General features: G+C 36.0%; 23 protein-coding genes. 6 read left to right on the top strand and 17 right to left on the bottom strand.

Annotated features, from left to right (window positions below; genetic code table 11):
• Window positions 1-10: 10 nt before the first annotated feature.
• The 8 genes from M1D66_RS09425 to M1D66_RS09390 all read right to left on the bottom strand — a co-directional run bounded on the left by M1D66_RS09425 (window position 11) and on the right by M1D66_RS09390 (window position 11,020).
• Entirely contained in the window at window positions 11-1,042 is a 1,032-nt protein-coding gene (locus M1D66_RS09425; protein WP_000719783.1) for an oxidoreductase, read from the bottom strand.
• Window positions 1,043-1,312: 270 nt separating this feature from the next.
• Complete coding sequence (parC, locus tag M1D66_RS09420) at window positions 1,313-3,736, bottom strand: DNA topoisomerase IV subunit A (protein WP_001147468.1); 2,424 nt, start codon at window positions 3,734-3,736, stop codon at window positions 1,313-1,315.
• Window position 3,737: 1 nt separating this feature from the next.
• Window positions 3,738-5,702: a DNA topoisomerase IV subunit B gene (parE, locus tag M1D66_RS09415; RefSeq protein WP_001062194.1), complete on the bottom strand. Its 1,965-nt coding sequence runs from the start codon at window positions 5,700-5,702 to the stop codon at window positions 3,738-3,740.
• 375 nt (window positions 5,703-6,077) lie between these two features.
• Window positions 6,078-6,491, bottom strand: coding sequence for a CoA-binding protein (locus M1D66_RS09410; RefSeq protein ID WP_000151390.1), 414 nt, complete (start codon window positions 6,489-6,491; stop codon window positions 6,078-6,080).
• Window positions 6,492-6,570: 79 nt separating this feature from the next.
• The gene (locus tag M1D66_RS09405; RefSeq protein WP_000542646.1) at window positions 6,571-7,812 is read right to left on the bottom strand and encodes a S1C family serine protease; all 1,242 of its coding nucleotides are present in this window, start codon (window positions 7,810-7,812) and stop codon (window positions 6,571-6,573) included.
• 203 nt (window positions 7,813-8,015) lie between these two features.
• Window positions 8,016-8,693: a response regulator transcription factor gene (locus M1D66_RS09400; protein WP_001044679.1), complete on the bottom strand. Its 678-nt coding sequence runs from the start codon at window positions 8,691-8,693 to the stop codon at window positions 8,016-8,018.
• 18 nt (window positions 8,694-8,711) lie between these two features.
• Window positions 8,712-9,164, bottom strand: coding sequence for an anaerobic ribonucleoside-triphosphate reductase activating protein (gene nrdG, locus M1D66_RS09395; protein WP_000867076.1), 453 nt, complete (start codon window positions 9,162-9,164; stop codon window positions 8,712-8,714).
• Window positions 9,161-11,020 carry an anaerobic ribonucleoside triphosphate reductase gene (locus M1D66_RS09390; protein ID WP_000940068.1) on the bottom strand — a complete coding sequence of 620 codons (1,860 nt, stop codon included), beginning with the start codon at window positions 11,018-11,020 and terminating at the stop codon, window positions 9,161-9,163. The genes nrdG and M1D66_RS09390 overlap by 4 nt, the downstream gene beginning before the upstream one ends.
• A gap of 225 nt (window positions 11,021-11,245) precedes the next feature.
• On the opposite strand from M1D66_RS09390, the gene plsY reads away from it, so the two are divergent.
• Window positions 11,246-11,842 carry a glycerol-3-phosphate 1-O-acyltransferase PlsY gene (plsY, locus tag M1D66_RS09385; protein WP_000258974.1) on the top strand — a complete coding sequence of 199 codons (597 nt, stop codon included), beginning with the start codon at window positions 11,246-11,248 and terminating at the stop codon, window positions 11,840-11,842.
• 108 nt (window positions 11,843-11,950) lie between these two features.
• Window positions 11,951-12,241 carry a HesB/YadR/YfhF family protein gene (locus tag M1D66_RS09380; RefSeq protein WP_001054455.1) on the top strand — a complete coding sequence of 97 codons (291 nt, stop codon included), beginning with the start codon at window positions 11,951-11,953 and terminating at the stop codon, window positions 12,239-12,241.
• 26 nt (window positions 12,242-12,267) lie between these two features.
• Here the strand turns inward: M1D66_RS09380 and M1D66_RS09375 are convergent, their stop codons facing one another.
• Window positions 12,268-12,687 (bottom strand): acyl-CoA thioesterase, encoded by a 420-nt coding sequence (locus M1D66_RS09375; RefSeq protein ID WP_000495812.1) that lies wholly within the window; start codon window positions 12,685-12,687, stop codon window positions 12,268-12,270.
• A gap of 111 nt (window positions 12,688-12,798) precedes the next feature.
• Here M1D66_RS09375 and M1D66_RS09370 point away from each other — a divergent pair, with 111 nt between their 5' ends.
• Window positions 12,799-14,091: a glycoside hydrolase family 18 protein gene (locus tag M1D66_RS09370; protein ID WP_000614855.1), complete on the top strand. Its 1,293-nt coding sequence runs from the start codon at window positions 12,799-12,801 to the stop codon at window positions 14,089-14,091.
• A gap of 28 nt (window positions 14,092-14,119) precedes the next feature.
• On the opposite strand, the gene tlp is transcribed toward M1D66_RS09370, so the two are convergent.
• The 5 genes from tlp to M1D66_RS09345 form a co-directional block, all read right to left on the bottom strand.
• On the bottom strand, window positions 14,120-14,317 hold the full coding sequence (gene tlp / locus M1D66_RS09365; RefSeq protein WP_001133511.1) for a small acid-soluble spore protein Tlp: 198 nt from the start codon (window positions 14,315-14,317) through the stop codon (window positions 14,120-14,122).
• Between the two features lie 99 nt (window positions 14,318-14,416).
• A complete protein-coding gene (gene sspN, locus M1D66_RS09360) occupies window positions 14,417-14,551 on the bottom strand; it encodes an acid-soluble spore protein SspN (protein WP_000527987.1) in 135 nt (44 codons plus the stop codon).
• 43 nt (window positions 14,552-14,594) lie between these two features.
• On the bottom strand, window positions 14,595-14,738 hold the full coding sequence (locus M1D66_RS09355) for an FbpB family small basic protein (protein WP_001254703.1): 144 nt from the start codon (window positions 14,736-14,738) through the stop codon (window positions 14,595-14,597).
• Between the two features lie 139 nt (window positions 14,739-14,877).
• Window positions 14,878-15,825 (bottom strand): 3'-5' exonuclease, encoded by a 948-nt coding sequence (locus M1D66_RS09350; RefSeq protein ID WP_000528764.1) that lies wholly within the window; start codon window positions 15,823-15,825, stop codon window positions 14,878-14,880.
• Window positions 15,826-15,940: 115 nt separating this feature from the next.
• The gene (locus tag M1D66_RS09345; RefSeq protein WP_000269084.1) at window positions 15,941-16,516 is read right to left on the bottom strand and encodes a redoxin domain-containing protein; all 576 of its coding nucleotides are present in this window, start codon (window positions 16,514-16,516) and stop codon (window positions 15,941-15,943) included.
• 195 nt (window positions 16,517-16,711) lie between these two features.
• On the opposite strand from M1D66_RS09345, the gene M1D66_RS09340 reads away from it, so the two are divergent.
• Both M1D66_RS09340 and M1D66_RS09335 read left to right on the top strand, forming a co-directional pair.
• The gene (locus M1D66_RS09340; RefSeq protein ID WP_001047912.1) at window positions 16,712-16,927 is read left to right on the top strand and encodes a hypothetical protein; all 216 of its coding nucleotides are present in this window, start codon (window positions 16,712-16,714) and stop codon (window positions 16,925-16,927) included.
• A gap of 20 nt (window positions 16,928-16,947) precedes the next feature.
• Window positions 16,948-17,271, top strand: a complete 324-nt coding sequence (locus M1D66_RS09335) for a YmzC family protein (RefSeq protein WP_000503810.1) — start codon at window positions 16,948-16,950, stop codon at window positions 17,269-17,271.
• 84 nt (window positions 17,272-17,355) lie between these two features.
• Here M1D66_RS09335 and M1D66_RS09330 read toward each other — a convergent pair whose 3' ends face one another.
• Window positions 17,356-19,014, bottom strand: coding sequence for an ABC transporter ATP-binding protein (locus M1D66_RS09330; RefSeq protein WP_000141523.1), 1,659 nt, complete (start codon window positions 19,012-19,014; stop codon window positions 17,356-17,358).
• A 116-nt stretch (window positions 19,015-19,130) separates the two neighbouring features.
• The gene (acnA, locus tag M1D66_RS09325; RefSeq protein ID WP_000238566.1) at window positions 19,131-21,854 is read right to left on the bottom strand and encodes an aconitate hydratase AcnA; all 2,724 of its coding nucleotides are present in this window, start codon (window positions 21,852-21,854) and stop codon (window positions 19,131-19,133) included.
• Window positions 21,855-22,145: 291 nt separating this feature from the next.
• Between acnA and sspO the strand changes: the two genes are divergently transcribed.
• Window positions 22,146-22,295, top strand: a complete 150-nt coding sequence (sspO, locus tag M1D66_RS09320; protein WP_000518057.1) for an acid-soluble spore protein SspO — start codon at window positions 22,146-22,148, stop codon at window positions 22,293-22,295.
• A gap of 41 nt (window positions 22,296-22,336) precedes the next feature.
• On the opposite strand, the gene pdaB is transcribed toward sspO, so the two are convergent.
• A complete protein-coding gene (pdaB, locus tag M1D66_RS09315) occupies window positions 22,337-23,062 on the bottom strand; it encodes a polysaccharide deacetylase family sporulation protein PdaB (RefSeq protein ID WP_061665781.1) in 726 nt (241 codons plus the stop codon).
• Window positions 23,063-23,076 lie beyond the last annotated feature (14 nt).

Genomic DNA, 23,076 nt, shown 5'->3' with positions numbered 1-23,076 from the left:
CGTGTCTTTTTTATTTTATAGAAATGACTCTACCCTTTTCACTACTTTCAATCGCTAATTGAATCAGTTTAATAACATCTAAACCTTCTTTTGCTGTTACAGGTAGTTCCTCACCATTTAATATACTATCTCGTACACCTTTATAATAATTGTCATAACAACCGACTTCTGTTGGAATACGCTCTAAGCTTTCTTCTGTTTCTAAAGTAGCAAAATTCTCTTCATCGTCTACTCCATAACCGTTATCACCTGGCTTCATTCCATTTTTTAATTGCTCTTCCTGCGAATCCATACCGTACTTCACGATAGAACCTTTCTCTCCATGCACTATAAAATGCGGTCCAGCTTTTTTCACATAACTGCTACTACGTAAAATGACACGTTTAACTCCGTAATGAAGTACTATGTGGAAATAATCATCCACCTCTGCACCTGGTCGTTGTTTTATTACATCTGCACTTATCGCATCTGGTTTCCCGAATATTGATAACGCTTGGTCAATTAAATGCGATCCTAAATCGTATAATATACCGGATCCTGGTAGATTTTTTTCTCTCCATCGATCACGTACATGTGGACGGAAACGATCAAAATTCGATTCATATGCGTATACATTCCCTACTCTGTTTTCTCCTAACAATTTCTTAATTGTTAAGAAATCATTATCAAAACGACGATTATGATATACGCTTAACATTACATTATGCTGCTCTGCTAATGAAATAAGCTCTTCTCCTTCTTCAATTGAGACAACAAATGGTTTTTCTACAACAACATGCTTACCTTTTAAAATTGCTTCTTTTACATATGGAAAATGAGTTGTATTAGGTGATGTAATAACAACTAAGTCAACATCAGCTCGCTTCACCAACTCATCAATTGTACTAACAACATTAGCGTTTGGTAATGTTTCTTTTACTACCTCTTCTTTTGAGGATAATACAGCACGAATATCATATTCTTCTATTGTTTGTAATAGTGGGATATGAAATGTCGTACTAGAAAAACCATATCCTACAATCCCTACACCTATTTTTTTCATGTTGCCCCTCCATTTGTCCCGCTTTAACGGGCAGTAAGATTCCTAACTCAAAATTCAGTGAAAACTAAGGCATTAGGTGAGGAATCAACTGCTTGTTAAAGCCCGATTGGTTCAACTAATAATCAGTGAGGATGAAGAAACTCCCCATTGATTAAAGTTTCACTTTATGAGAACGATTTCATTCAGTTATTATAACAAGATTATTATTATTTACATAATAAATTGCCTAGAAAAAAGCATCTTGCTACTATTCATAGCAAGATGCCCTCTTTATTCTGGTCTTTTCTTCGTCCACGTTTCTACTACTTCACCAGTATCATTAACATCTAGCACAAGGCTACCATTACTATACCGGTCTTTATTTCGATACGCTTTCGGATCAATCTCTTCTACAATGTTTTTCTCTGTCTTCATGTAAACTAATTCATCGTCCCGAACAATTTCAATACCGACAATGCGGTACGGATTACGTTTTAATTCTTTGAAAATAACAAGACCGCGTTTCGCCCTCGTTGACTTTTCAATTTCTGATGCTTTTAGACGTTTTACAGCACCGCGCTGTGTTACGAGAATAAGTTGATCTTTGTCACCATTTAACGGTTTACCAGAAGCGACATAGTCATCTTCTTTTAAATTAATTGCTTTAACACCAGCAGCTCTTACACCGACTGGACTTACTTCATCTTCATGGAAAATAAGTGCATATGCACCGTGTGTAGCAAGAACAATATCACTCGTTCCATCTGTCGCAAATATATCGACAACTTCATCATCTTTTTTCAAGTTTACAGCAACGAATGCCCTTGAATAACGCTGAACTTTATATTGATTTAATTCTGTTTTCTTTATCATACCATTTCGTGTTACAAATACGATAAATCGTTTTTCTTCCTCAAAGTTCGGTACAACCGTTGCCCAAATGATTGTTTCATCCCGGTCGAGTGAAACGATATTAGCAACGTGCTGACCTAAATCTTTCCAACGAATATCTGGCATTTCGTATACTGGCAGATATATATAGTTTCCTTTATTCGTAAATAAGAGGACTGTCTCTGTCGTATTCGTATCGAATCGTTCAAGTAAGATGTCACCCTCTTTCATACCGAAGTCTTTGCCGTTTGAGGCATTATGTGAGCGCCATCCAGTACGTTTCACATATCCTTCTTTCGTTACAGTAACGATGACATCTTCTTGTGGGATCATCACTTCTACATCGATTTTAATTTCCTCGATTTGATCTTCAATAATCGCGCGTCGATCATCACTATATGTTTTCTTAACTCTCTTTAAATCTGTTTTAATTACTTGAAGTAATTTTTTTTCACTTTGTAAAATTGCCTGTAGCTCAATAATTTTCTTATTAAGCTCATCTGCTTCTTCTTGTAACGCCGTAATGTCTGTATTCGTTAAGCGATATAATTGCAAGGAAACAATTGCTTCTGCCTGTGCTTCTGTAAAGCCAAATTTTGCACTTAAATTATCTTTCGCGTTACGTTTATCTTTTGAAGCTCGAATTGTCTCAATTACTTGGTCTAAAATCGATAATGCTTTCTTTAAACCTTCTACAATATGTTGACGATTTTCTGCTTTTCTTAATTCATATTGCGAACGTCTCGTAATAACCTCTTTTTGATGTCCAATATAAGCATCTAAAATTTTCGGTAATGTCATAAGTGTTGGACGACGATTATTGATCGCTACCATATTAAAGTTATATGGAATTTGCAAATCTGTATTTTTATATAAATAATTTAAAATACCTTCGGAGTTTGCTTCTTTCTTTAATTCAACAACAATTCGTAAACCAGTACGATCTGTCTCATCACGCACTTCAGCAATACCATCTAACTTTTTATCTAGACGTAATTCATCCATTTTCTTTACAAGGTTTGCCTTATTCACTTCGTAAGGAATTTCAGTGATTACAATTTGTTGTTTCCCACCGCGCACTGTTTCAACTTCTGCTTTTCCGCGAATAATAATTTTACCTTTACCTGTTTCATACGCCTTTTTAATACCATCAATCCCCTGAATAATACCGCCTGTTGGGAAATCTGGTCCTTTCATAACTGTTAATAAATCGTCAACAGTACTATTTGGCTTATCGATACGCATCATTGTAGCATCAATAACTTCTCCAAGATGATGCGGAGGAATTTCTGTTGCATAACCAGCGGAAATCCCTGTAGATCCGTTCACTAATAAATTCGGGAACGCTGCTGGTAATACAACTGGTTCTTCACTCGTATCATCAAAGTTTGACACGAATTCAACTGTTTCTTTATCAAGATCACGTAATAATTCAGATGCGATTGGTGATAAACGAGCTTCCGTATAACGCATCGCTGCCGCTGGGTCCCCATCAACACTACCGTTATTACCATGCATTTCAACTAAAACATTACGTACTTTCCAAGTTTGGCTTAAGCGTACCATTGCTTCATATACAGAGGAATCTCCATGTGGATGATAATTACCGATAACATTACCTACTGTTTTAGCTGATTTACGAAACGCTTTATCATGTACATTACCTTCTACATACATAGAATATAAAATACGTCTTTGTACTGGCTTTAAGCCATCACGTGCATCTGGAAGTGCACGATCTTGAATAATATATTTACTATAACGTGCAAAGCGATCACCTAACACGTCTTCAAGCGGGAGGTCATGAAACTTCTCTGCTTGCATGTTATTCCACCTCCGTCTCCATAATCATTTCATTTTCTAAAATATTTCCTTCTTCTTGCATACCAAACTGCACATTACGTTCAATCCATTTACGGCGCGGTTCTACTTTATCGCCCATTAATGTTGTAACGCGACGCTCTGCTCTTGCTGCATCATCAATTTTCACGCGAATTAATGTACGCGTTTCAGGATTCATTGTTGTTTCCCATAATTGATCCGCATTCATTTCACCAAGTCCTTTATAACGTTGTAACATATAGCCTTTTCCAACTTTTTTCGTTACACCGTCTAATTCCTCATCTGACCAAGCGTATTCAATTACCTCACTCTTACCTTTTCCTTTACTTACTTTGTATAAAGGAGGAAGTGCGATAAATACTTTACCAGCTTCGATAAGTGGCTTCATATATCTGTAGAAGAACGTTAATAACAATACTTGAATATGAGCCCCATCCGTATCGGCATCGGTCATAATTACAACTTTATCGTAGTTAATATCTTCAACATCAAATTCATTTCCTACACCGCCGCCAATCGCATAAATGATTGTATTAATCTCTTCATTTTTAAAGATATCAGCAAGCTTTGCTTTTTCTGTATTAATTACTTTACCACGTAACGGTAATACGGCCTGGAAACGTCGGTCTCGTCCTTGTTTCGCAGAACCACCGGCAGAGTCACCCTCTACTAGGTACAGTTCATTTTTTTGCGGGTTACGTGATTGTGCAGGTGTTAATTTCCCGCTTAACGTACCTTCTGATTTTTTCTTTTTCTTACCACTACGCGCTTCTTCTCTTGCTTTACGGGCTGCTTCACGGGCTTGTGCTGCTTTAATTGCTTTTCTCACAAGAAGTGTAGCTACATCAGGGTTTTCTTCTAAAAAGTATGCTAAATGCTCAGATACAATGGCATCAATTGAAGAACGCGCTTCACTTGTACCTAGTTTGCCCTTCGTTTGCCCTTCAAACTGAAGCACTTCTTCTGGTACACGTACCGAAACGATAGCCGCTACACCTTCACGAATATCTGTACCTTCTAAGTTTTTATCTTTTTCTTTTAATAGTGCTACTTTACGAGCATACTCGTTAAACACACGCGTCATCGCTGTTTTGAATCCAGCTTCGTGTGTTCCACCATCTTTTGTACGTACGTTATTTACAAACGAAAGAATATTTTCTGAGTAACCATCATTAAACTGGAATGCTAGTTCTGCTTCAATCCCGTTTTGTTCACCAGTGAAATATACAACCGGGTGAATTGAATCTTTTTCTTCGTTTAAATATGAAACGAAAGCTTCGATTCCTGTTTCATAATGAAATATATCTTCTAAATCATTACGTTCGTCTTTTATCGAGATTTTCATTCCTTTTAATAAGAATGCAGATTCACGTAATCTCTCACATAATGTTTCATAATTGTAATTTGTCGTGCTGAAAATCGTTGTATCTGGTTTGAAGTGCATTGTCGTACCAGACTCTTTTGTTTTCCCAATTTTCTCTAACGTTGTTGCAGGAACGCCACCATTTTCAAAACGTTGTTCATAAATGTTACCATCACGCTTAATTGTTACTACTAACCATTCTGACAAAGCGTTTACAACTGATGCCCCAACACCGTGTAAACCACCACTCGTTTTATAGCCACCTTGACCAAACTTACCACCTGCATGAAGTACAGTTAAAATAACTTCAGGTGTAGGTTTCCCAAGTTTATGCATTCCCGTAGGCATTCCTCGCCCTTTATCTATAACGCTAATACTATTATCTTTATGTATTACGACTGAAATTTCGTCGCCAAATCCCGCTAACGCTTCGTCAACGGAGTTATCTACTATTTCATATACTAAATGATGCAATCCACGGCTATCCGTACTCCCGATATACATACCCGGGCGTTTTCGAACGGCTTCAAGTCCTTCTAACACTTGAATCGCATCTTCATTATATTGGAACTGATGCTTCGCCAAACTCCTTGCCCCTTTCCTAATCCAAAATCAGAACATATGTTTCTATTATAGAATAACGCCTCGACTATCGTTTTGGCAAGTTATCTTATCTCTTTTATATACCATCTTCAATAGAAAAATCCTTGTTTTCTCACAAGGATTCCTCTAGGCTACTATTTCAGAAAAATAATCGTTTGTCAACGAGAAATGGATATGTATTCCAAGATTACACATTCCAAACCTTTATTATGATCCAAATGATCAAGATCCAAAATGGGATTACAAATAACAATCCCCAAAAACAGCCTTTAAAAAATCTCATGATGAACACCTCGTTCATCGGCCCTACTTATCTATAATGAGGGCTGAATCAATCTTTCTACTTTTAAATCTATACTATTTTGTCATCGCATGTTCTACTTTAATACAACGATCCATTATTACAGTATAGTCTTTTTCTTTTAAAAGTTTATATGTATCCTCATCTTGTACTCCTAATTGTGCCCAAAAAACATCTGCATCAATCTCTACAAATTCTTTTGCAACATCCATTAAAAACTCTGAGCGACGAAATACATTTACAATGTCAACGTGTTCCTTAATATCCTTTAGTGAAGAAACTGCCTTTTCTCCGAGCACCTCATCTACTGTTGGATTAACTGGAATAATGCGGTATCCAGCATCTTGCATTGCTTTTGAAACCATATACGATGTACGTTCTGGCTTATCTGATAATCCAACAACCGCAATTGTTTTGCTTTTCTTTAACACTTCACCAATTTCCGTACGAGTTGGGTTTTCAATTGTCATAATTAATCCCTCCTATTCCTTTAGTATAGCCGATAAAGAAAGTCTCTTTCAATATGAAAGAGACTTTCTTTTATTTCGATTATTGATTCTTTGTAGCTGAATTATCTGCTAAAGTAGCCGATTTCGTCATTTTTTGACCGTTACGGTAGAATGTAACTTCTACTTTCTCGCCTACTTTTTTCTTTTCATATAAATATTTACGGAATTGAAGAGCATTCTCTACTTTTTGATTATCTAATGCTACTACAATATCATATTGCTCTAAACCAGCTTTTTCAGCCGGTGATATTGGGTAAATTTTACCTAATACAACACCATTAGTTACTTCTTTCGGTACTTTCAATTGATTGACTGCATAAGCTTGCACATCTTCTAATGAAACGACACCTACTCCAAGCGCTGGACGTTTCACTACTCCGTCTTTTTCAAGTGATTCAATAACTGGCTTTGCGATATTAATTGGAATAGCAAAACCAATTCCTTCAACTTCTTGTTGTGCAATTTTACTTGAGTTAATCCCAATTATTTCACCATTTTGGTTAAATAATGCACCACCACTGTTACCAGGGTTAATCGCTGCATCTGTTTGAATAACTTGTGCTTGCCAATCTGGTCGTTTATCGCCATCAATATCAACTGGAATTTCACGTTCTTTACTACTAATAATACCTTCCGTTACACTTCCATCAAACCCTAGTGGATTACCGATTGCAATTGCTTTTTCACCCGCACGAAGTTTACTTGAATCACCTAAAGTGGCAACTTTATTTACATTAGATCCATCAATTTCAACAACTGCTAAGTCTAACCAAGGGTCCTTACCAACTAATTTCGCATCAACTTGCTTTCCGTCGCTCAGCTTCACAGCAAGTTTATTTGCTCCATCTACTACGTGGTTGTTTGTTACAATATATGCTTTATTCCCTGCTTTTTTATAAATAACACCTGATCCTGAACCAGCTTGTTGTTCTTGACCTGTCGGTTGCATTGCAAATGGATCAACACTTTGTTGCATATTAATAACACCTACAACAACATCTTTCGCCCCTTCAATCATACCAGGTAAATCAGTTTCATTTTTCGCTTTATTTACAACAGGAACTACAGTACCTTCTACTTTTGAATCCGAACTAAATGATGATACTGGCGCTCCATTATTTTGAGCCCATGGCATATATGGTGCTGCAAAACTAATCGAAACCGCTCCGACTACAGCTCCCACTAAACCTGTGAAGAAATAGCCTTTTTTACTACCTGATTTTCTCACTTCTCTCGTTTCACTATGCTCTTCATTTAAATTTGGTCCGTCGTAATATCCCATGTTTTATTTCCCCTCTCTGGTGAATTCGTATTTTCAGTATAGTCACGTTTTGTGTCCTTCTTGTGAACTCATCGTGAAATCCAATTAAAAAAATACACTTATCTAACATTGTAGACAAAAAAAGTATTTTTTGTACATTTTACCTTCAAAAGAGAGTATAAAATTACCATTTCCCTATGCTAAATTACACAAATCGTTCTAGATTATTCTTCAAATTTATAACCAACTCGAATAACAGTACCGATATGCTTCGCTTTATCTCCTAGCTTATTTCGAAGTTTTTTAATATGGGTATCAACCGTTCGGTCATCACCGTAATAGTCATATCCCCATAACTGGTCTAATAAATGTTGACGTGATAACACAATTCCTTTGTTCTCCATTAAATACACAAGAAGTTCAAATTCTTTATGTGTCAATATAATTTCTTCTCCATCTACTAAAACAGTTCTAGATAGACGATTCACTTCTATTCCAGCTAAAGACATAGCATTTTCTTCCGCTACTCCTACCGCACCATCCGCACGTTTCAATAACGTCTTTGCACGAGCTACTAATACTTTCGGGCTAAATGGTTTCGTTACATACTCGTCTGCACCTAATTCGAAACCTAGCAATGTATCATCCTCATCCGAACGTGCTGTCAACATAATAATTGGTACTGCTGATTCTTTTCTAATTCTTCTACAAACAGACCATCCATCTATTTCCGGTAACATAATATCTAACATAATTAAATCAATTTCATGCTCTGCAAATAACTCTAACGCTTTTTTTCCATCTTCTGCTTCGATTACTTCAAAGCCTTCATTACGAAAATAATCACTAACAATTTCACGTAATCTTCTTTCATCTTCAACAAGCAATACCGTTTTGTTCATATAATCTATCCCGCCTTTTTACTCTTTCAATCGAATAATACGTTGATTGGAGCTTCCGCGAAATGGAAGTGTTAAATCTTTTTCCTCAATTTCAAACCTTCCATCGACTAAAACATCCCCATAATGTAACAACTCTATCATATCATTATTTTGAGAACTCTGTATCTCTTCTAACGTATAACCTGTATACATCCATAGGTTTTTTTTCAAATCTTTCACGATTTTTGCTACCTTTTTCACTTCAGCAGCTTGAAAAAATGGATCTCCACCTGAAAATGTTACATCAGTTAATGGATTACTTGCAATCTCTTTCACAATTTCTTCTACTGTCATTTCCGTTCCGTTGCAAATATTCCACGATTTCGGATTGTGGCAACCAACGCAACGATGCGGACAGCCCGCAAAAAACACGACTGTCCGCAACCCTTCTCCATCTACTACACTATCATGAATAATATTCATCACTTTCATTTATGTTTCACCCGATCTATCTCTTCACTACGTTTCGCACTATTCCACTTCGACATATCTCCTACAAGATAGCCTGTTATACGGCGAATTCTTTCTATATTAGCCTCATCTTCATTCCCGCAACTTGGACATTCATTCCCAATAACCCCGTGATAACTACAGCACTTACAACGGTCAACAGGATGATTAATTGAACCGTATCCAACGCCATGTTCTGCCATGGCTTGTACAATTTGTTTTAATGCCTTTTTGTTATGCATTGCTGCTCCGTCTAGTTCAATATAAGTAATATGTCCTCCATTACAGAGAGCATGGAACGGGCCTTCTAAATGGATTTTATTTATCGCTTGAATGTTATAATAAACTGGAATATGGAATGAATTCGTATAGTAATTATGGTTCGTTATACCGCTAATCATGCCAAATTCTTCTCTATCTTTTTTCACAAACTTCCCTGATAATCCTTCTGCTGGAGTTGCAATTACTGAGAAATTCAGTTGATGTTCTTCTGTCGCTTTATCCATTCTATCTCTCATAAAGGAAATAATTTCATACCCAAGTTTCCATGATTCTTCATCTTCCCCATGATGCTTTCCTGTTAAAGCTACTAAACATTCCGCAAGACCGATAAAACCAATACTTAACGTCCCTTGTTTTAAAATCGAGGCTACGGAGTCTTCAGGCTGCAACGTTTCTCCACCACGCCATACACCTTGTGAATATAAAAACTGAAAATCTCTTGCTCGCTTCGTACATTGATACGCATATCTTTCTAATAGCTGCTTAATTCCTAAATCTAAATAATAGTTTAGCGCTTCAAAAAACGCTTCTTTTGAACCACTAATTAACGCTAATTTCACTAAATTAATAGACGTAAATGATAAATTCCCTCTACCAATCGCTGTTTCTTCTCCATGTATATTAGACATAACACGGGTACGACATCCCATGTAACATACTTCACTTTCTGGTCTTCCATCATAATGCACTGCATTAAACGGAGCATCTAAAAATGAAAAGTTAGGGAATAATCGCTCTGCGGTTGTCTCTAATGCTAATTCAAATAAATCGTAGTTCGGATCACTTTCTTCAAAATTCACACCTTTTTTCATCTTGAAAATTTGAATCGGAAAAATCGGTGTCTCTCCTTTACCAAGTCCAGCTTGTGTCGCTTTTAAAAGTTGTTTAATTAACATTCTTCCTTCTTTTGATGTATCTGTTCCATAATTAATAGAAATAAACGGTACTTGTCCTCCGCCTCTACTATGCATACTATTCGAATTATGAACGAAAGCCTCACACGCTTGATACGTATCATTTTCCGTTTCTTTCCATGCAAATTCTTCTATTTGTTCTTTCGTAAGCGGATATGATTGTAATCGTTTTTTATGTCTCTCAATTGTTTTTCGTACATAAGGTGCTAAATCAATATCAAAGAGTGCAAACGATTGACCACCGTGCTGCATATTTTGATTCGCTTGAAAAATAATAGACGAAAGAGCCAATGCACTTTTAATGTCTTGCGGTTGTCTCATATGTCCATGTCCAGTATGAAAACCATTAGCAAGCATTTGCGCTAACGGAATTTGTGAACAAGTCGTCGTTCCTGTTGCATAAAAATCTAAATCATGTGGATATAATATATTTTCATTTATCGCTTTTTTCACTTGATCTGACAATAAATTCTCAACAGCATAATATTTTGCACTCTCAGATGCGAACGTTCCCATTACGCCCATTGGAGAGCGGCCGTCTACATTTGCATTTTCTTGCATCAAATCTTGTTCATTGCCGTGGACTATTGTCTCAAACACTTTCATTAATTCTTCTTCTCCACGTGTATTATTTTGTAACATTTATAACCCTCCACCAATATGTTGTTGTCTTTTGATTAAAATGTTACTACATATAGTCTTACTGTTTCTGTGAGAAATGTAACATTACTGTGAAATTTTTTTCACGAAATAATGAATTTTTCATTTACAAAAAAGAAATGTGCTCTTTACAAATGTATGGTACAATATACGGGAAAAACTCTTTTTACCCTTTATCAACACATTTGAATAAAGGAGACTGAACTTATGGTTACTACATATCTTTTATTTATCGTTGCCTACTTACTTGGCTCGATTCCATTTGCACTAGTTGTTGGAAAAATCGGCTACGGAATCGATATTCGTGAGCACGGGAGCGGTAATCTAGGCGGAACAAACACATTCCGCACATTAGGGAAAAAAGCAGGTTTTACCGTTACAATTGCTGACATTTTAAAAGGGACATTAGCAACAAGTCTACCAATGATTTTCGGGTTAGATATTCATCCACTATGGTTCGGGTTAGCGGCTGTTCTTGGACATGTCTATCCAATCTTCGCGAAATTCCGCGGTGGTAAAGCAGTTGCAACTTCTGCTGGGGTGCTATTATGCTATTCACCAGTTGTTTTTGCAATATTGGCTGTTGTATTTTTCACCCTTTTATTTACAACAAGATACGTATCACTTTCTTCTATGGTAACAGCAGTTGTTGCTGTTATTGCATCCATTGTTAGCGGGGATAAAATCTTCATTATTGCGATGTGTTTATTAGCAGGTATGGTTATTTATAAACACCGTGCAAATATCGGACGAATTATAAATAAAACTGAACCAAAAGCAAACTTTTCAAAAAAGCAAAAATAAGATCGTAACCCACATAACGCAAAAAGAAAACGTGAAGCATATTAATAGCGTCTTTTTGCGTTATTTTTTATACTAAAGAAAAAGCAACATAATTTGGAGGAACTATACATGAATCTTTCCGTAACAAAAGAAGCAGCACAATGGTATAAAACTGAATTAAACTTACAATCAAATGAAACACTACGCTTTTTCGTACAATACGGTGGTTGCAGTACTGTGCAAAAAGGACTTTCTTTAGGTATTCGTAAAGATGATCCTGCACATCCTGCTGTTCAAATTCAAGAAGAAGGTATTAATTTCTTTATTGAAGGCGATGATGAATGGTTCTTCGATGGACATAATTTATCTGTTACACTTAACGAAGGTGACGACTTCCCACAATTTAATTATGAAAAATAAAAAAACGTGGCTTCTGCCACGCTTTTTTATTTTTTCTTAATTTCCTCATATTTCGCATACCACTCAGGATATAACTTTTTAAATGATACAGGGCGGAACCCTTCTTTTTTCGCACAAATATTCGTTGTGCTTGCAGTAATACACAGTTCACCATCACCATTATATATTTCATATCCATATACAACGCGAAGTGGGCTCACAGTATCTACCCATGTTTTTACGATTGCTTTTTCTCCGTAACGCATCGCTTTACGGTATGAAATTTGTAAATCTAACACAGGAGAAATAATTCCTTCTTTCTCCATTTCAACATATGAAAAACCTAAATCTTGTATAAGTTTCGTGCGACCTAACTCAAGCCACACTAAGTAGTTTGAATGGTAAACAACACCCATTTGATCTGTTTCCGCATAACGGATTTCAACTTCATGTTCTGCTACAAACATATGTATATTCGCCTTCTTTCACTTCTGCTACCTTGCATACATTTAATCATAATACAGTGACATCAAAAATAAAATAAAAATAGTGAATCTTTTCCCGAAAGGAGCAAGCATATGATTCAAATTGTAACGGTTCGTAGTGGTGATAGCGTATATAGCTTGGCATCAAAATATGGATCAACACCTGACGAAATAGTAAAAGACAATGGATTAAATCCAGCTGAAACGCTCGTTGTTGGTCAGGCACTTATCGTTAATACGAAAGGGAATAATTATTATGTACAGCCTGGTGACAGCCTATATCGAATTTCTCAAACATATAATGTCCCCCTCGCTAGTTTAGCTAAAGTTAATAATTTATCTTTAAAATCTATTCTCCATGTCGGACAACAATTATATGTACCAAAAGGTACAAAACGGGCTGTAGAATCCATCGCTTATTTACAACCTTCAACTATACCGATTAAAGAGAGTTTAGTTAATGCTACACGTGCCATCAATCCATTTTTAACATACTTAGCTTATTTTAGTTTTGAGGCAAAAAGAGATGGCACATTAAAAGAACCTACTGAAACAGCTAAAATCGCTAATATTGCAACGCAAGGTAAAACAATCCCTATGCTCGTTATTACAAATATTGAAAATGGTAATTTCAGTGCCGATCTAACATCGGTTATTTTACGCGACGCAACGATTCAAAACAAATTTATTACAAACATTTTGCAAACAGCTGAGAAATATGGCATGCGAGACATTCATTTCGATTTCGAGAGTGTAGCACCTGAAGACCGCGAAGCGTATAATCGTTTTTTACGAAATGTAAAAACACGCTTACCTAGCGGGTACACATTGAGCACAACTCTCGTACCGAAAACAAGTTCAAATCAAAAGGGAAAATTTTTCGAAGCTCACGATTATAAAGCGCAAGGGCAAATTGTTGATTTCGTCGTCATTATGACATATGACTGGGGATGGCAGGGCGGGCCACCGATGGCGATTTCTCCTATCGGTCCGGTGAAAGAAGTACTTCAATATGCAAAATCTCAAATGCCTCCCCAAAAAATTATGATGGGGCAAAATTTATACGGGTTTGATTGGAAGCTTCCATTTAAACAAGGAAATCCACCCGCAAAAGCAATTAGCTCTGTCGCAGCTGTTGCACTAGCTCGTAAATATAATGTCCCTATTCGTTATGATTTCACAGCCCAAGCTCCTCATTTTAATTATTTTGATGAAAACGGCGTGCAACACGAAGTTTGGTTTGAAGATTCACGGTCTGTTCAAAGTAAATTCAATTTAATGAAAGAACAAGGTATAGGTGGTATTAGTTACTGGAAAATCGGTTTACCATTCCCACAAAATTGGCGTTTACTTGTTGAAAACTTTACGATTACGAAAAAGGGCTGACAAAAGTCAGCCCTTTTTGTACATTTTGTTAAGATTCATCTTTGATTTCACTTTTTAATGAGTCAATACTTTCTAAACGTCTTTGATTTTTTGCTTCAATAGCAGCACGATCTTTTTCATTAGAAAGTTCCGCTGTTTCTTTTGCTTCATTAAAGTTATCAACTGTATTTTGCACCATTTCTTGTAACTTTTCAGCGTTGTCACTTCGATTATCTGGATTTGGCATGTACTTCCCTCCTAATATTGTATATACACACCATCTTAAATTACCTATCTTTCCTCAAATTTATACATAAAAAAGGAGAATGTAATATTCTCCTTTTCTTTAACCATTATCAACAATCGGTTGTTTACCTGTTTGATCTTGCATTTGCTTTCCTTTATTTCCACCAGCTTTTTTTGATTGTGTTCCAATATGATTCGGTGCAAAATCTTTTGAATTTTTTTTCGGATTACCCATTACTATCGCCTCCTTAACACTAGTATCGTACTAGTGTTAAGAATTATTCAGCTTGCTTAAAAAGTTTCATTTCATAACGTTTTTCAATGCGCTCTTCAATGCGATCAATTGCCTCACGATCGCTTAATAATTGTTGTTTATTTTCATTTACAAGTTCTTCAAACGATTTACGGCGACTTCTTCTCATGTTGTTCACCCTCTCTCCTTCGCTTTCTTATTACATAGTATGAGCAAACAAAAAACTCTTTAATCAGATTTGCAAGAAAATTTTATGTTTTAGTACTCCTAAAAAAACTCCGTGTACAATATATTGCACACGGAGTTTTTCATACCATAATATTTAAATACTCTTTCAACTTTTCATCTGCATTCATTTCATTTTCTTTATAATCATGAAGCGCCTGTAATACAAAATCATACTGTTCTAAAATATAACTTTCTAATCTCATAACATCCTCTAAGCTATTAAGCATAATTCTCGTATTACCAACTTCACTTTTTAACGCTGGTTCACATTTTAAGCTTGTACATATTTCTTTCACATCTTCTTCTAATATCTCTGTTAATACATATTTCTTTCGCCCTTTTACCTTTACTCTCATAACTGGATAAAAAGCTTTTATATCTAAATAACTTCCTACGTTCATACAACGTAGCCATTCTACATTCCGTTTATTACATGCAAGTATTTCTTTCACCGCTTCATATACCGCAGTTTCATCAAGCATAGCCTTATTTACTTTTCGTTTCCCTTCTTCTTCAATAGCTACACACTTTTGATAAACAGCAGCACACGTAATGCAATCGTCAAATGCATTATGAGAGCTTAAACGAATTCCAAGCATTCGTTTTAACGTTTCAAGTTTATGATTAGGCGCATGCTTCATGTATTTCTTCGCTAAAAATACAGTATCAATTACTTTATTTTTAGGTTCAGGCAACCCAAGCATATTTACATTACTTTTCAAAAAGCGCATATCAAAAGAAGCATTATGGGCCACAATAACATTTGTATGTAAAAATGCTAAAAATAAAGGTAACACTTCTTCAATCGTCGGAGCATCTGAAACGCGATAATTAGTAATACCTGTTAAACTCGTTATTCGGTCCGGAATTGGCCGCTCTGGATTCACGTATGAAACAAATTGATCTACTAATTCATGATTACGATATTTCACTGCTGCAACTTGAATAATTTTATCATTATAAGGGTTAAATCCTGTTGTTTCAAAATCAATTACAACATAATCTAACGGTAAGGATACATTCCCCACTCCATACACTCCTTTATCTCTAAACGGTTATATTTCTTACATCATATCATGAAGTGATTACTACTTGAAAAAGAAAAGACAGAAATGGGAACTCTCCACCTCTACCTTTTCACCATTATTTTAATTTAGCAACCCTTTTCTCCATCTCTTTTTGCGTCATCGGCCCAATAAACTTATCTTGAATGACACCTTTTGTATCTATAAAATACGAAGTTGGAATCGTAATTACTTTATACGCTGTTGTCACATCAATGTTCTTGTCCAATAAAACAGGAAAAGTAATTCCTTTTTCTTTAATAAAATTGCTTACCTTTTCTTCCCCCCCACCTTTTTCTGAAGGCGTATAATTGATTGCTAAAATTTCTACGTTTTCTTTATGTTCTTTATAGAAAGCCTCCATATCAGGCATTTCTTGTTGGCAAGGTCCACACCACGTTGCCCAAAAGTTTAAAATCACTTTCTTTCCTTTTAAATCTGATAGCTTTACATTCGTTCCATCTAACTTCGTTAATTCGAAGTCTGGCGCACTCTTCCCTATTTCAATACCATTCCTTGCGATAATCTCTTTCATCGCAGCTTCACTTTTTTCTTGCTTCACTTTTACCGCCTGCTCTTTATTACCAAACTGTTCATAAGCTGCATATCCCGCTAAACAAAGTAACACTACAATAATCGTAAGCTTCCGCCACATTTTATATCACCCTAACGTATTATCTTCTTTTAACACATTCATCAAAATACTATATACCTTATTTTAGCTTATACGGACAAGCTTGGAAATATTCACATTCTAAATAATCAGAATTTTTATAACTGTGATGGAATATTTACCTTTCCTTCATATAATTAGAGATAAATAGAATATTTTACAATGAAAGGAGCTCTCATGAATTTATTTGAAAAAATACTTCTATATATTCTTAGTTTTATATTTTCCCCAATCGGAATTATCACATGGATTATCTCACTATTTAGTAAAGACCCTGAAAAAAAACAAGTTGGACGTATTTGTCTCTATATCGCATTAATCTCATTTATCCTTTGGGCAGGCCTCGGCATTATTACTTTTTTCACGATGACTACCATTACTACTATAGAATAGTTATAGAAAGGACGATTATTTTGGGAGAACACCCTATCACCAAAGAGCTACGCTATATACGAATATGCTTAGTTATTTTAGTAATCGTTCTTTTATTTTTCAACAGTGAAAAAGTCGTTGAAATTTCTACAAATCATGATTCCATAGAAAATGTTCCCACCAGTAATATGACACAAATTGCGGAAAATACATTCGCTATTCAAGAATATAATCCATTACTAAGTAGCGAACATACAATTAAGATTTTCAAATATAATCCAGATACAAATCAACTTACTCTCGTCAAAGAAGTTAATTCTAGTGATCCGAATTCTTATACTTATCAACTTAATGAGAACGAATAAAGTGAAACTTTAATCAGCCCTCACCAATCGGGCTGCCCGGCAAATAGCGGAATAAAGATAAGGGCATTACATATCTCTTATCTCTTATCTTTTTGTTTGCAACTCTTTGTACAATGAGTTGCAATTTAATAATTCTCTAGGATTCCCACATTCCACAATAGTCCCATTCTTTATGACAACAACACAATCTGCTATCATCGCTCTCTCTACATCATGTGTTGCCACAATTCTCGTTACATCTCTTCCTATCCCTTCAATCATATTCCAAACCAGTTCTTGATTGCCTGGATCTAACCCAGCCGTCGGTTCATCTAAAATAATAAGATTCGGATTTGAACCAATTGCTCGTAATAATGCAAGACGTTTTCTTTCGCCTCCTGAAAACTCTTCACCGCTTTTATGTAGCACAGTTTGACTCCCTTCAGGTAACCCTCTAATAATCGGCGTTGCATTTATAAGTTCACTATTTTTTTCTAACTGATTTTCTAAACCCTCTTCCCCGAAATACATATTCTCTGTTACCGTCGTTCGGAAAAAACGTGGTTCTTGCCACACTGTAGTCATTCGAGCCTTTTGACCATAATAAACAACACTACCGTTAGATGGTTTATACAAACCTGTCATTAATTTTAAAAGCGTTGTTTTTCCTGCACCACTTTCTCCGACAATGATAACGAATTCACCAGGATTAATTTGCAAATCAATATTATTAATTCTACATTTCTCTTCTTCACTCTCCTGAAATGAAACATTTGTTATTATCATCCCCATCGCTCTTTCTACATTACTATCTGCCACTCTTTTATCTAAAAAGGAAAAAACTCTATTTGCCGAAGCGACTGCAACTTGTGTCATCATTAATAAATCGCCCACGTAACGGACTGGGAAAAAGAGCATTTCAATTGTAGCTAACACTGCAATGAGTGAACCAACTTCTATTTCTCCCCTCATTATTTTTTGTGCACCTATAATGAGAACAAGGATATATGCTCCTGTTTCAATCACCGTTCCAACTACTCCAATGCAATGTTGCATCATCGTCTTCTTTACTTCCGATTTATAAGATTGTGCCGTTACTCCTTTAAATAAGCGAATGGCCCATTTTTCTTTTTGTAAACTACGTAAATCTTGTATACCCTTTACAAACTGTGACACCATCTCTACAACACTCGATTGATTTTTTTGAGCAATGCTTGCAATATCCCTTACCTTTCCTCCCATCAATATTGGAACAATTGCACTTAAAAATAAAAACGGAGTTACCCACAATATAAACTGCAAATCTATATGTTGTAGTGCTATGAAAGCTCCAATAAATTGGGCAATAGCGTGTATATACTCTATTAATATAGAGCCATATAATCTGACCCAGTTCGGAATATCAGATACGACCAAAGTTTCTAACTCCCCTTGCTTAATCTTCTCACTCTCTTCAAACGGTAATGAGAAATAGTGACGCAATAATTCTATACGTTTCGTTTGTAATATACGTTGACTCGCTTTTGAACTTATATAATCAAATAAAAGATTGTTCGCCCACATTAAAAAGCGACTACCCGCAAACAAAGCTATATATAAATACGCACCTTTTAGCTCTCTTTGAATAAGATTGTCTACAATTAATCCCATGAAAATTGGGCGTGATAAATTTAAAATGGCAGCAATTATCCCACTACATACAGCTGCTATTACTAATATTTTCTCTTGTCGTAACGGCAACAATATTCTTTTATACTCTGTCATGACGTTTCCTCCATTTTTATAGTAAAAAGAAAGGGATGAAACCAAATGGTTTCATCCCTTTCCATAAAATAAGGAAGCTAACTATTGTTAGCTTCCTTATTGTTCATTTCAATTATTTAGTTCGACACTTTAGACTCTTCAATTTTCTCACGAAGAACCATTTGCAGAATACCACCGTGACGGTAGTAATCAATTTCAACTTCACTATCGAAACGAGCTACTACTTCAAATTGTTTTTCGTTGCCATCTAAATCAGTTGCAACTACTTTTACAAGATCACGTGGTCTAACTGTTTTGTCGATTTGAATTTCAAATGACTCGTTACCAACAAGACCTAACGTTTCAGCACTTTCGCCATCTTTAAATTGAAGTGGTAGTACACCCATTAACACTAAGTTACTGCGGTGAATACGCTCAAAGCTTTCTGCAATTACTGCTTTAATACCTAGTAAGTTTGTTCCTTTCGCAGCCCAGTCACGAGAACTTCCCATACCATAATCTTTACCAGCAACAACTAGAAGGCCTGTGCCATCTTCTTTATATTTCATAGCAGCATCATAGATAGACGTTACTTCACCTGTTGGCCAATATGTTGTATATCCGCCTTCTGTTCCTGGTGCGATTTGGTTTTTAATACGGATGTTCGCGAATGTACCACGCATCATAACTTCATGGTTACCACGACGAGAACCGTAAGAATTGAAGTCAACTGGTTGTACGCCGTTTTCTAATAAGTAGCGTCCAGCTGGTGTATGCTTACCGATTGAACCTGCTGGTGAAATGTGGTCTGTCGTTACAGAGTCACCAAATTTACCAACTACGCGTAGGCCTGATAATGTTTCAACTTCACCTGGCTCTTTAGATAATCCTTCAAAGAATGGTGGGTTTTGAATGTATGTTGAATCATTATCCCAAGTATATAACGCTTCATTTGAAGTTTGGATTTCATTCCAACGCTCATTGCTGTTAAATACTTGTGCATATTCTTTCTTGAACAGTTCAGATGTAACAACACTTTGAACTACATCTTCAATTTCTTTAGCTGATGGCCAAATATCGTTGAAGTAAACAGCATTGCCATTTGCATCTTTACCGATTTCATCATTTTTCAGGTCAATATCAACAGTACCTGCAAGTGCATATGCCACAACTAGTGGTGGTGATGCTAAGTAGTTTGCTTTTACAAGTGGGTGGATACGCCCTTCAAAGTTACGGTTACCAGATAAAACAGATGTTACTAGTAAGTCGTTTGCTGCGATTGCTTCTTCTAATTCTGGCGCTAATGGACCAGAGTTACCGATACAAGTCGTACAACCGTAACCAACTGTTTGGAAACCTAATTGATCTAAATATGTTGTTAAACCAGACTTATCTAAGTACTCTGTAACAACTTTAGATCCTGGTGCTAATGATGTTTTTACATACTCAGGTACTACAAGTCCTTTTTCAATTGCTTTCTTCGCAACTAGACCTGCTCCAATTAATACGTATGGGTTTGATGTATTTGTACAGCTTGTAATTGCTGCGATTGCAATTGCACCTGTTTTCATCGTTACTTCTTTATCTTCTAATGTAACCTTCACTTCTTTATCGAACTCTTGCTCATTAAATCCAAGTCCTTGTGTTCCAACTGGTGCTACAACAGCTTTATGGAACGCATCTTTCATATCTGAAAGTGGAATTAAATCTTGTGGGCGTTTCGGTCCAGAAAGGTTAGATTCAATTGTATTTAAATCAATTTCAACAAGATCAGTATAGATTGGATCTTTACTGTCTGCTGTATAGAATAAACCGTTCGCTTTACAGTATTCTTCAACAACACGAATTTGTTCTTCATCTCTACCTGTTAAACGTAAGTATTCTAATGAAATATCATCGATTGGGAAGAACCCACAAGTTGCGCCGTATTCTGGTGCCATATTTGAAATTGTTGCACGGTCAGCTAAAGGCATGCTCTTTAGTCCATTACCGAAGAACTCAACGAATTTACCAACTACACCTTTTTGACGTAATACTTGTGTTACTTTTAATGCAACGTCTGTCGCTGTAGTACCACTTGGAAGTGTACCAGTTAATTTCACACCGATTACTTCAGGTACTGGGAAGTATGAAGGTTGTCCAAGCATCCCTGCTTCTGCTTCAATACCACCAACGCCCCATCCAAGAACGCCGATACCGTTAATCATTGTTGTATGTGAGTCTGTTCCAACTAATGAATCTGGGTATGCAACTAAGTCACCTTCAGCATTTTTCACAGCATGAACAACTGGTGCTAAATATTCAAGGTTTACTTGGTGTACAATACCTGTAGCTGGTGGAACCGCACGGTAGTTATCAAATGATTTTTGTGCCCAGCTTAAAAATTTATAACGTTCTTCATTACGTTTAAACTCTAAGTCCATGTTGAATGCAAGCGCGTCTGCCGTACCCGCTCTATCAACCTGTACAGAGTGGTCAATTACAAGGTCTACAGTAATTTCAGGATTAATTTTGTCAGGATCTCCGCCCATGTCTGCCATTGCTTTACGAAGCGAAGCCAAATCAACAACAGCTGGAACACCAGTGAAATCTTGTAAAATTACACGAGATGGTTTAAATGGAACATCGATATCTTGAACATCTTTCGTTCCCCATTTCGCTAAATTTGTAACATGCTCTTCTGTGATTACACGTCCGTCTACTTGACGAAGTACTGATTCAAGTAAAACTTTCACGGAATATGGTAATTGAGATACGTTGCCAACCCCTGCATTTTCAAGCGCTTTCAAATCATAATAATGATACGTTTTTCCATCTACTTCAAAAGTTGCACGTGATTGAAATGGATTATGTTTGACCATTATGTTTCCCCCCTGTTAAACGTGACTAAGTTGTCTGAATATAAAATGTAGACAAACTTTTCAATACCTTACGATAATATCTTATTACAACTTTCTAAATAAGTAAATAATAAGAAACTTATAGATTATCATAAGTTTTCTTTATGTTTCTAAATTTGAATAGCTTTCATACTCCTTATGAATACTATTATCATAAAGTAAAGTGCTCTATCAGCGGTTTACTTACAGTTCATACATACTATGAACTGCTCATCATTCAACATACAAAAAATGTTATAGAGGTGAAATAAAATGGGTAAAAGAAAAGCAAATCATACTATTTCAGGAATGAATGCTGCATCTGCACAAGGACAAGGAACTGGTTACAATGAAGAATTTGCAAACGAGCCTTTAACTCCAGCAGAGCGACAAAATAATAAGAAACGTAAAAAGAACCAGTAAAGAAAAATCCCAAAAGGTCTATTTTCCTTTTGGGATTTTTTCTAATGTTTATAACGTAGTAATTCCGAAACCGTTACAAATCGATAGCCCTGCTTTTTCAGCTCAGGTAAAATTTTTGCTAGTGCTGCTACCGTTTGACTACGATCATTTCCTCCATCATGTAACAATACAATATCGCCACTTTTAGCATTTTTCACTACATGATTTACAATGGATTCAACCCCTGGATTTGCCCAATCACGTGGATCTTGATGCCACGACCATAGAACAGTTTGATAACCAGCTTCTTTCGCTGTTTTAAATACAGCGTCGTTAATATATCCGCCAGGAGGACGGAATAACAAAGGTTCTTTCACCCATTTTTCAAAAAATTTCTTTCCATCTAAAATATCATTTTCTAATTTTTCATCTGATGAATTACTCGCATACAAATGATTCATCGTATGATTTCCAATTTCATGTCCCTCTTTTAACACTTGTTTCACTAAATATGGATTGCGCTGAACTCGAAATCCAATCATAAAAAATGTCGCTTCAGCCTTATATTGACGTAATAAATCTAAAACTTGTGGTGTATACGTTGGATCTGGTCCATCATCAAATGTAATTGCAATAATTTTTTCATTATTAGGTACTTCCCATGTTACATAACCAGTTGGTTCTAACTCTTTTCTGAGCAACATTTTTGCTTCCACTTTTTCCACTTGAAATATATGTACTGCACATAGCAAAGAAAAAACTAATAGAAAAATTTTCTGTTTTAGCATAACGTTTACTAAAG

The sequence above is a fragment of the Bacillus sp. PK6-16 genome (assembly GCF_056530295.1).
The sequence above is the reverse complement of the archived record's forward strand: the minus strand, read 5'-3'. Positions and strand labels throughout refer to the sequence as shown.

Coding starts and splice junctions, on each gene's coding strand:
- M1D66_RS09405 (WP_000542646.1), bottom strand. CDS start 7,812: ATGGGATATTACGACGGACCAAATTTAAATGAAGAGCATAGTGAAACG.
- tlp (WP_001133511.1), bottom strand. CDS start 14,317: ATGCCAAATCCAGATAATCGAAGTGACAACGCTGAAAAGTTACAAGAA.
- parC (WP_001147468.1), bottom strand. CDS start 3,736: ATGCAAGCAGAGAAGTTTCATGACCTCCCGCTTGAAGACGTGTTAGGT.
- plsY (WP_000258974.1), top strand. CDS start 11,246: ATGGTTACTACATATCTTTTATTTATCGTTGCCTACTTACTTGGCTCG.
- acnA (WP_000238566.1), bottom strand. CDS start 21,854: ATGGTCAAACATAATCCATTTCAATCACGTGCAACTTTTGAAGTAGAT.
- M1D66_RS09400 (WP_001044679.1), bottom strand. CDS start 8,693: ATGAACAAAACGGTATTGCTTGTTGAAGATGAAAGAAGATTACGTGAA.
- M1D66_RS09375 (WP_000495812.1), bottom strand. CDS start 12,687: ATGTTTGTAGCAGAACATGAAGTTGAAATCCGTTATGCGGAAACAGAT.
- M1D66_RS09345 (WP_000269084.1), bottom strand. CDS start 16,516: ATGTGGCGGAAGCTTACGATTATTGTAGTGTTACTTTGTTTAGCGGGA.
- M1D66_RS09410 (WP_000151390.1), bottom strand. CDS start 6,491: ATGACAATTGAAAACCCAACTCGTACGGAAATTGGTGAAGTGTTAAAG.
- M1D66_RS09390 (WP_000940068.1), bottom strand. CDS start 11,020: ATGTTACAAAATAATACACGTGGAGAAGAAGAATTAATGAAAGTGTTT.
- pdaB (WP_061665781.1), bottom strand. CDS start 23,062: ATGCTAAAACAGAAAATTTTTCTATTAGTTTTTTCTTTGCTATGTGCA.
- sspN (WP_000527987.1), bottom strand. CDS start 14,551: ATGGGTAATCCGAAAAAAAATTCAAAAGATTTTGCACCGAATCATATT.
- M1D66_RS09340 (WP_001047912.1), top strand. CDS start 16,712: ATGAATTTATTTGAAAAAATACTTCTATATATTCTTAGTTTTATATTT.
- M1D66_RS09380 (WP_001054455.1), top strand. CDS start 11,951: ATGAATCTTTCCGTAACAAAAGAAGCAGCACAATGGTATAAAACTGAA.
- M1D66_RS09425 (WP_000719783.1), bottom strand. CDS start 1,042: ATGAAAAAAATAGGTGTAGGGATTGTAGGATATGGTTTTTCTAGTACG.
- nrdG (WP_000867076.1), bottom strand. CDS start 9,164: ATGAAAGTGATGAATATTATTCATGATAGTGTAGTAGATGGAGAAGGG.
- M1D66_RS09355 (WP_001254703.1), bottom strand. CDS start 14,738: ATGAGAAGAAGTCGCCGTAAATCGTTTGAAGAACTTGTAAATGAAAAT.
- M1D66_RS09330 (WP_000141523.1), bottom strand. CDS start 19,014: ATGACAGAGTATAAAAGAATATTGTTGCCGTTACGACAAGAGAAAATA.
- sspO (WP_000518057.1), top strand. CDS start 22,146: ATGGGTAAAAGAAAAGCAAATCATACTATTTCAGGAATGAATGCTGCA.
- M1D66_RS09370 (WP_000614855.1), top strand. CDS start 12,799: ATGATTCAAATTGTAACGGTTCGTAGTGGTGATAGCGTATATAGCTTG.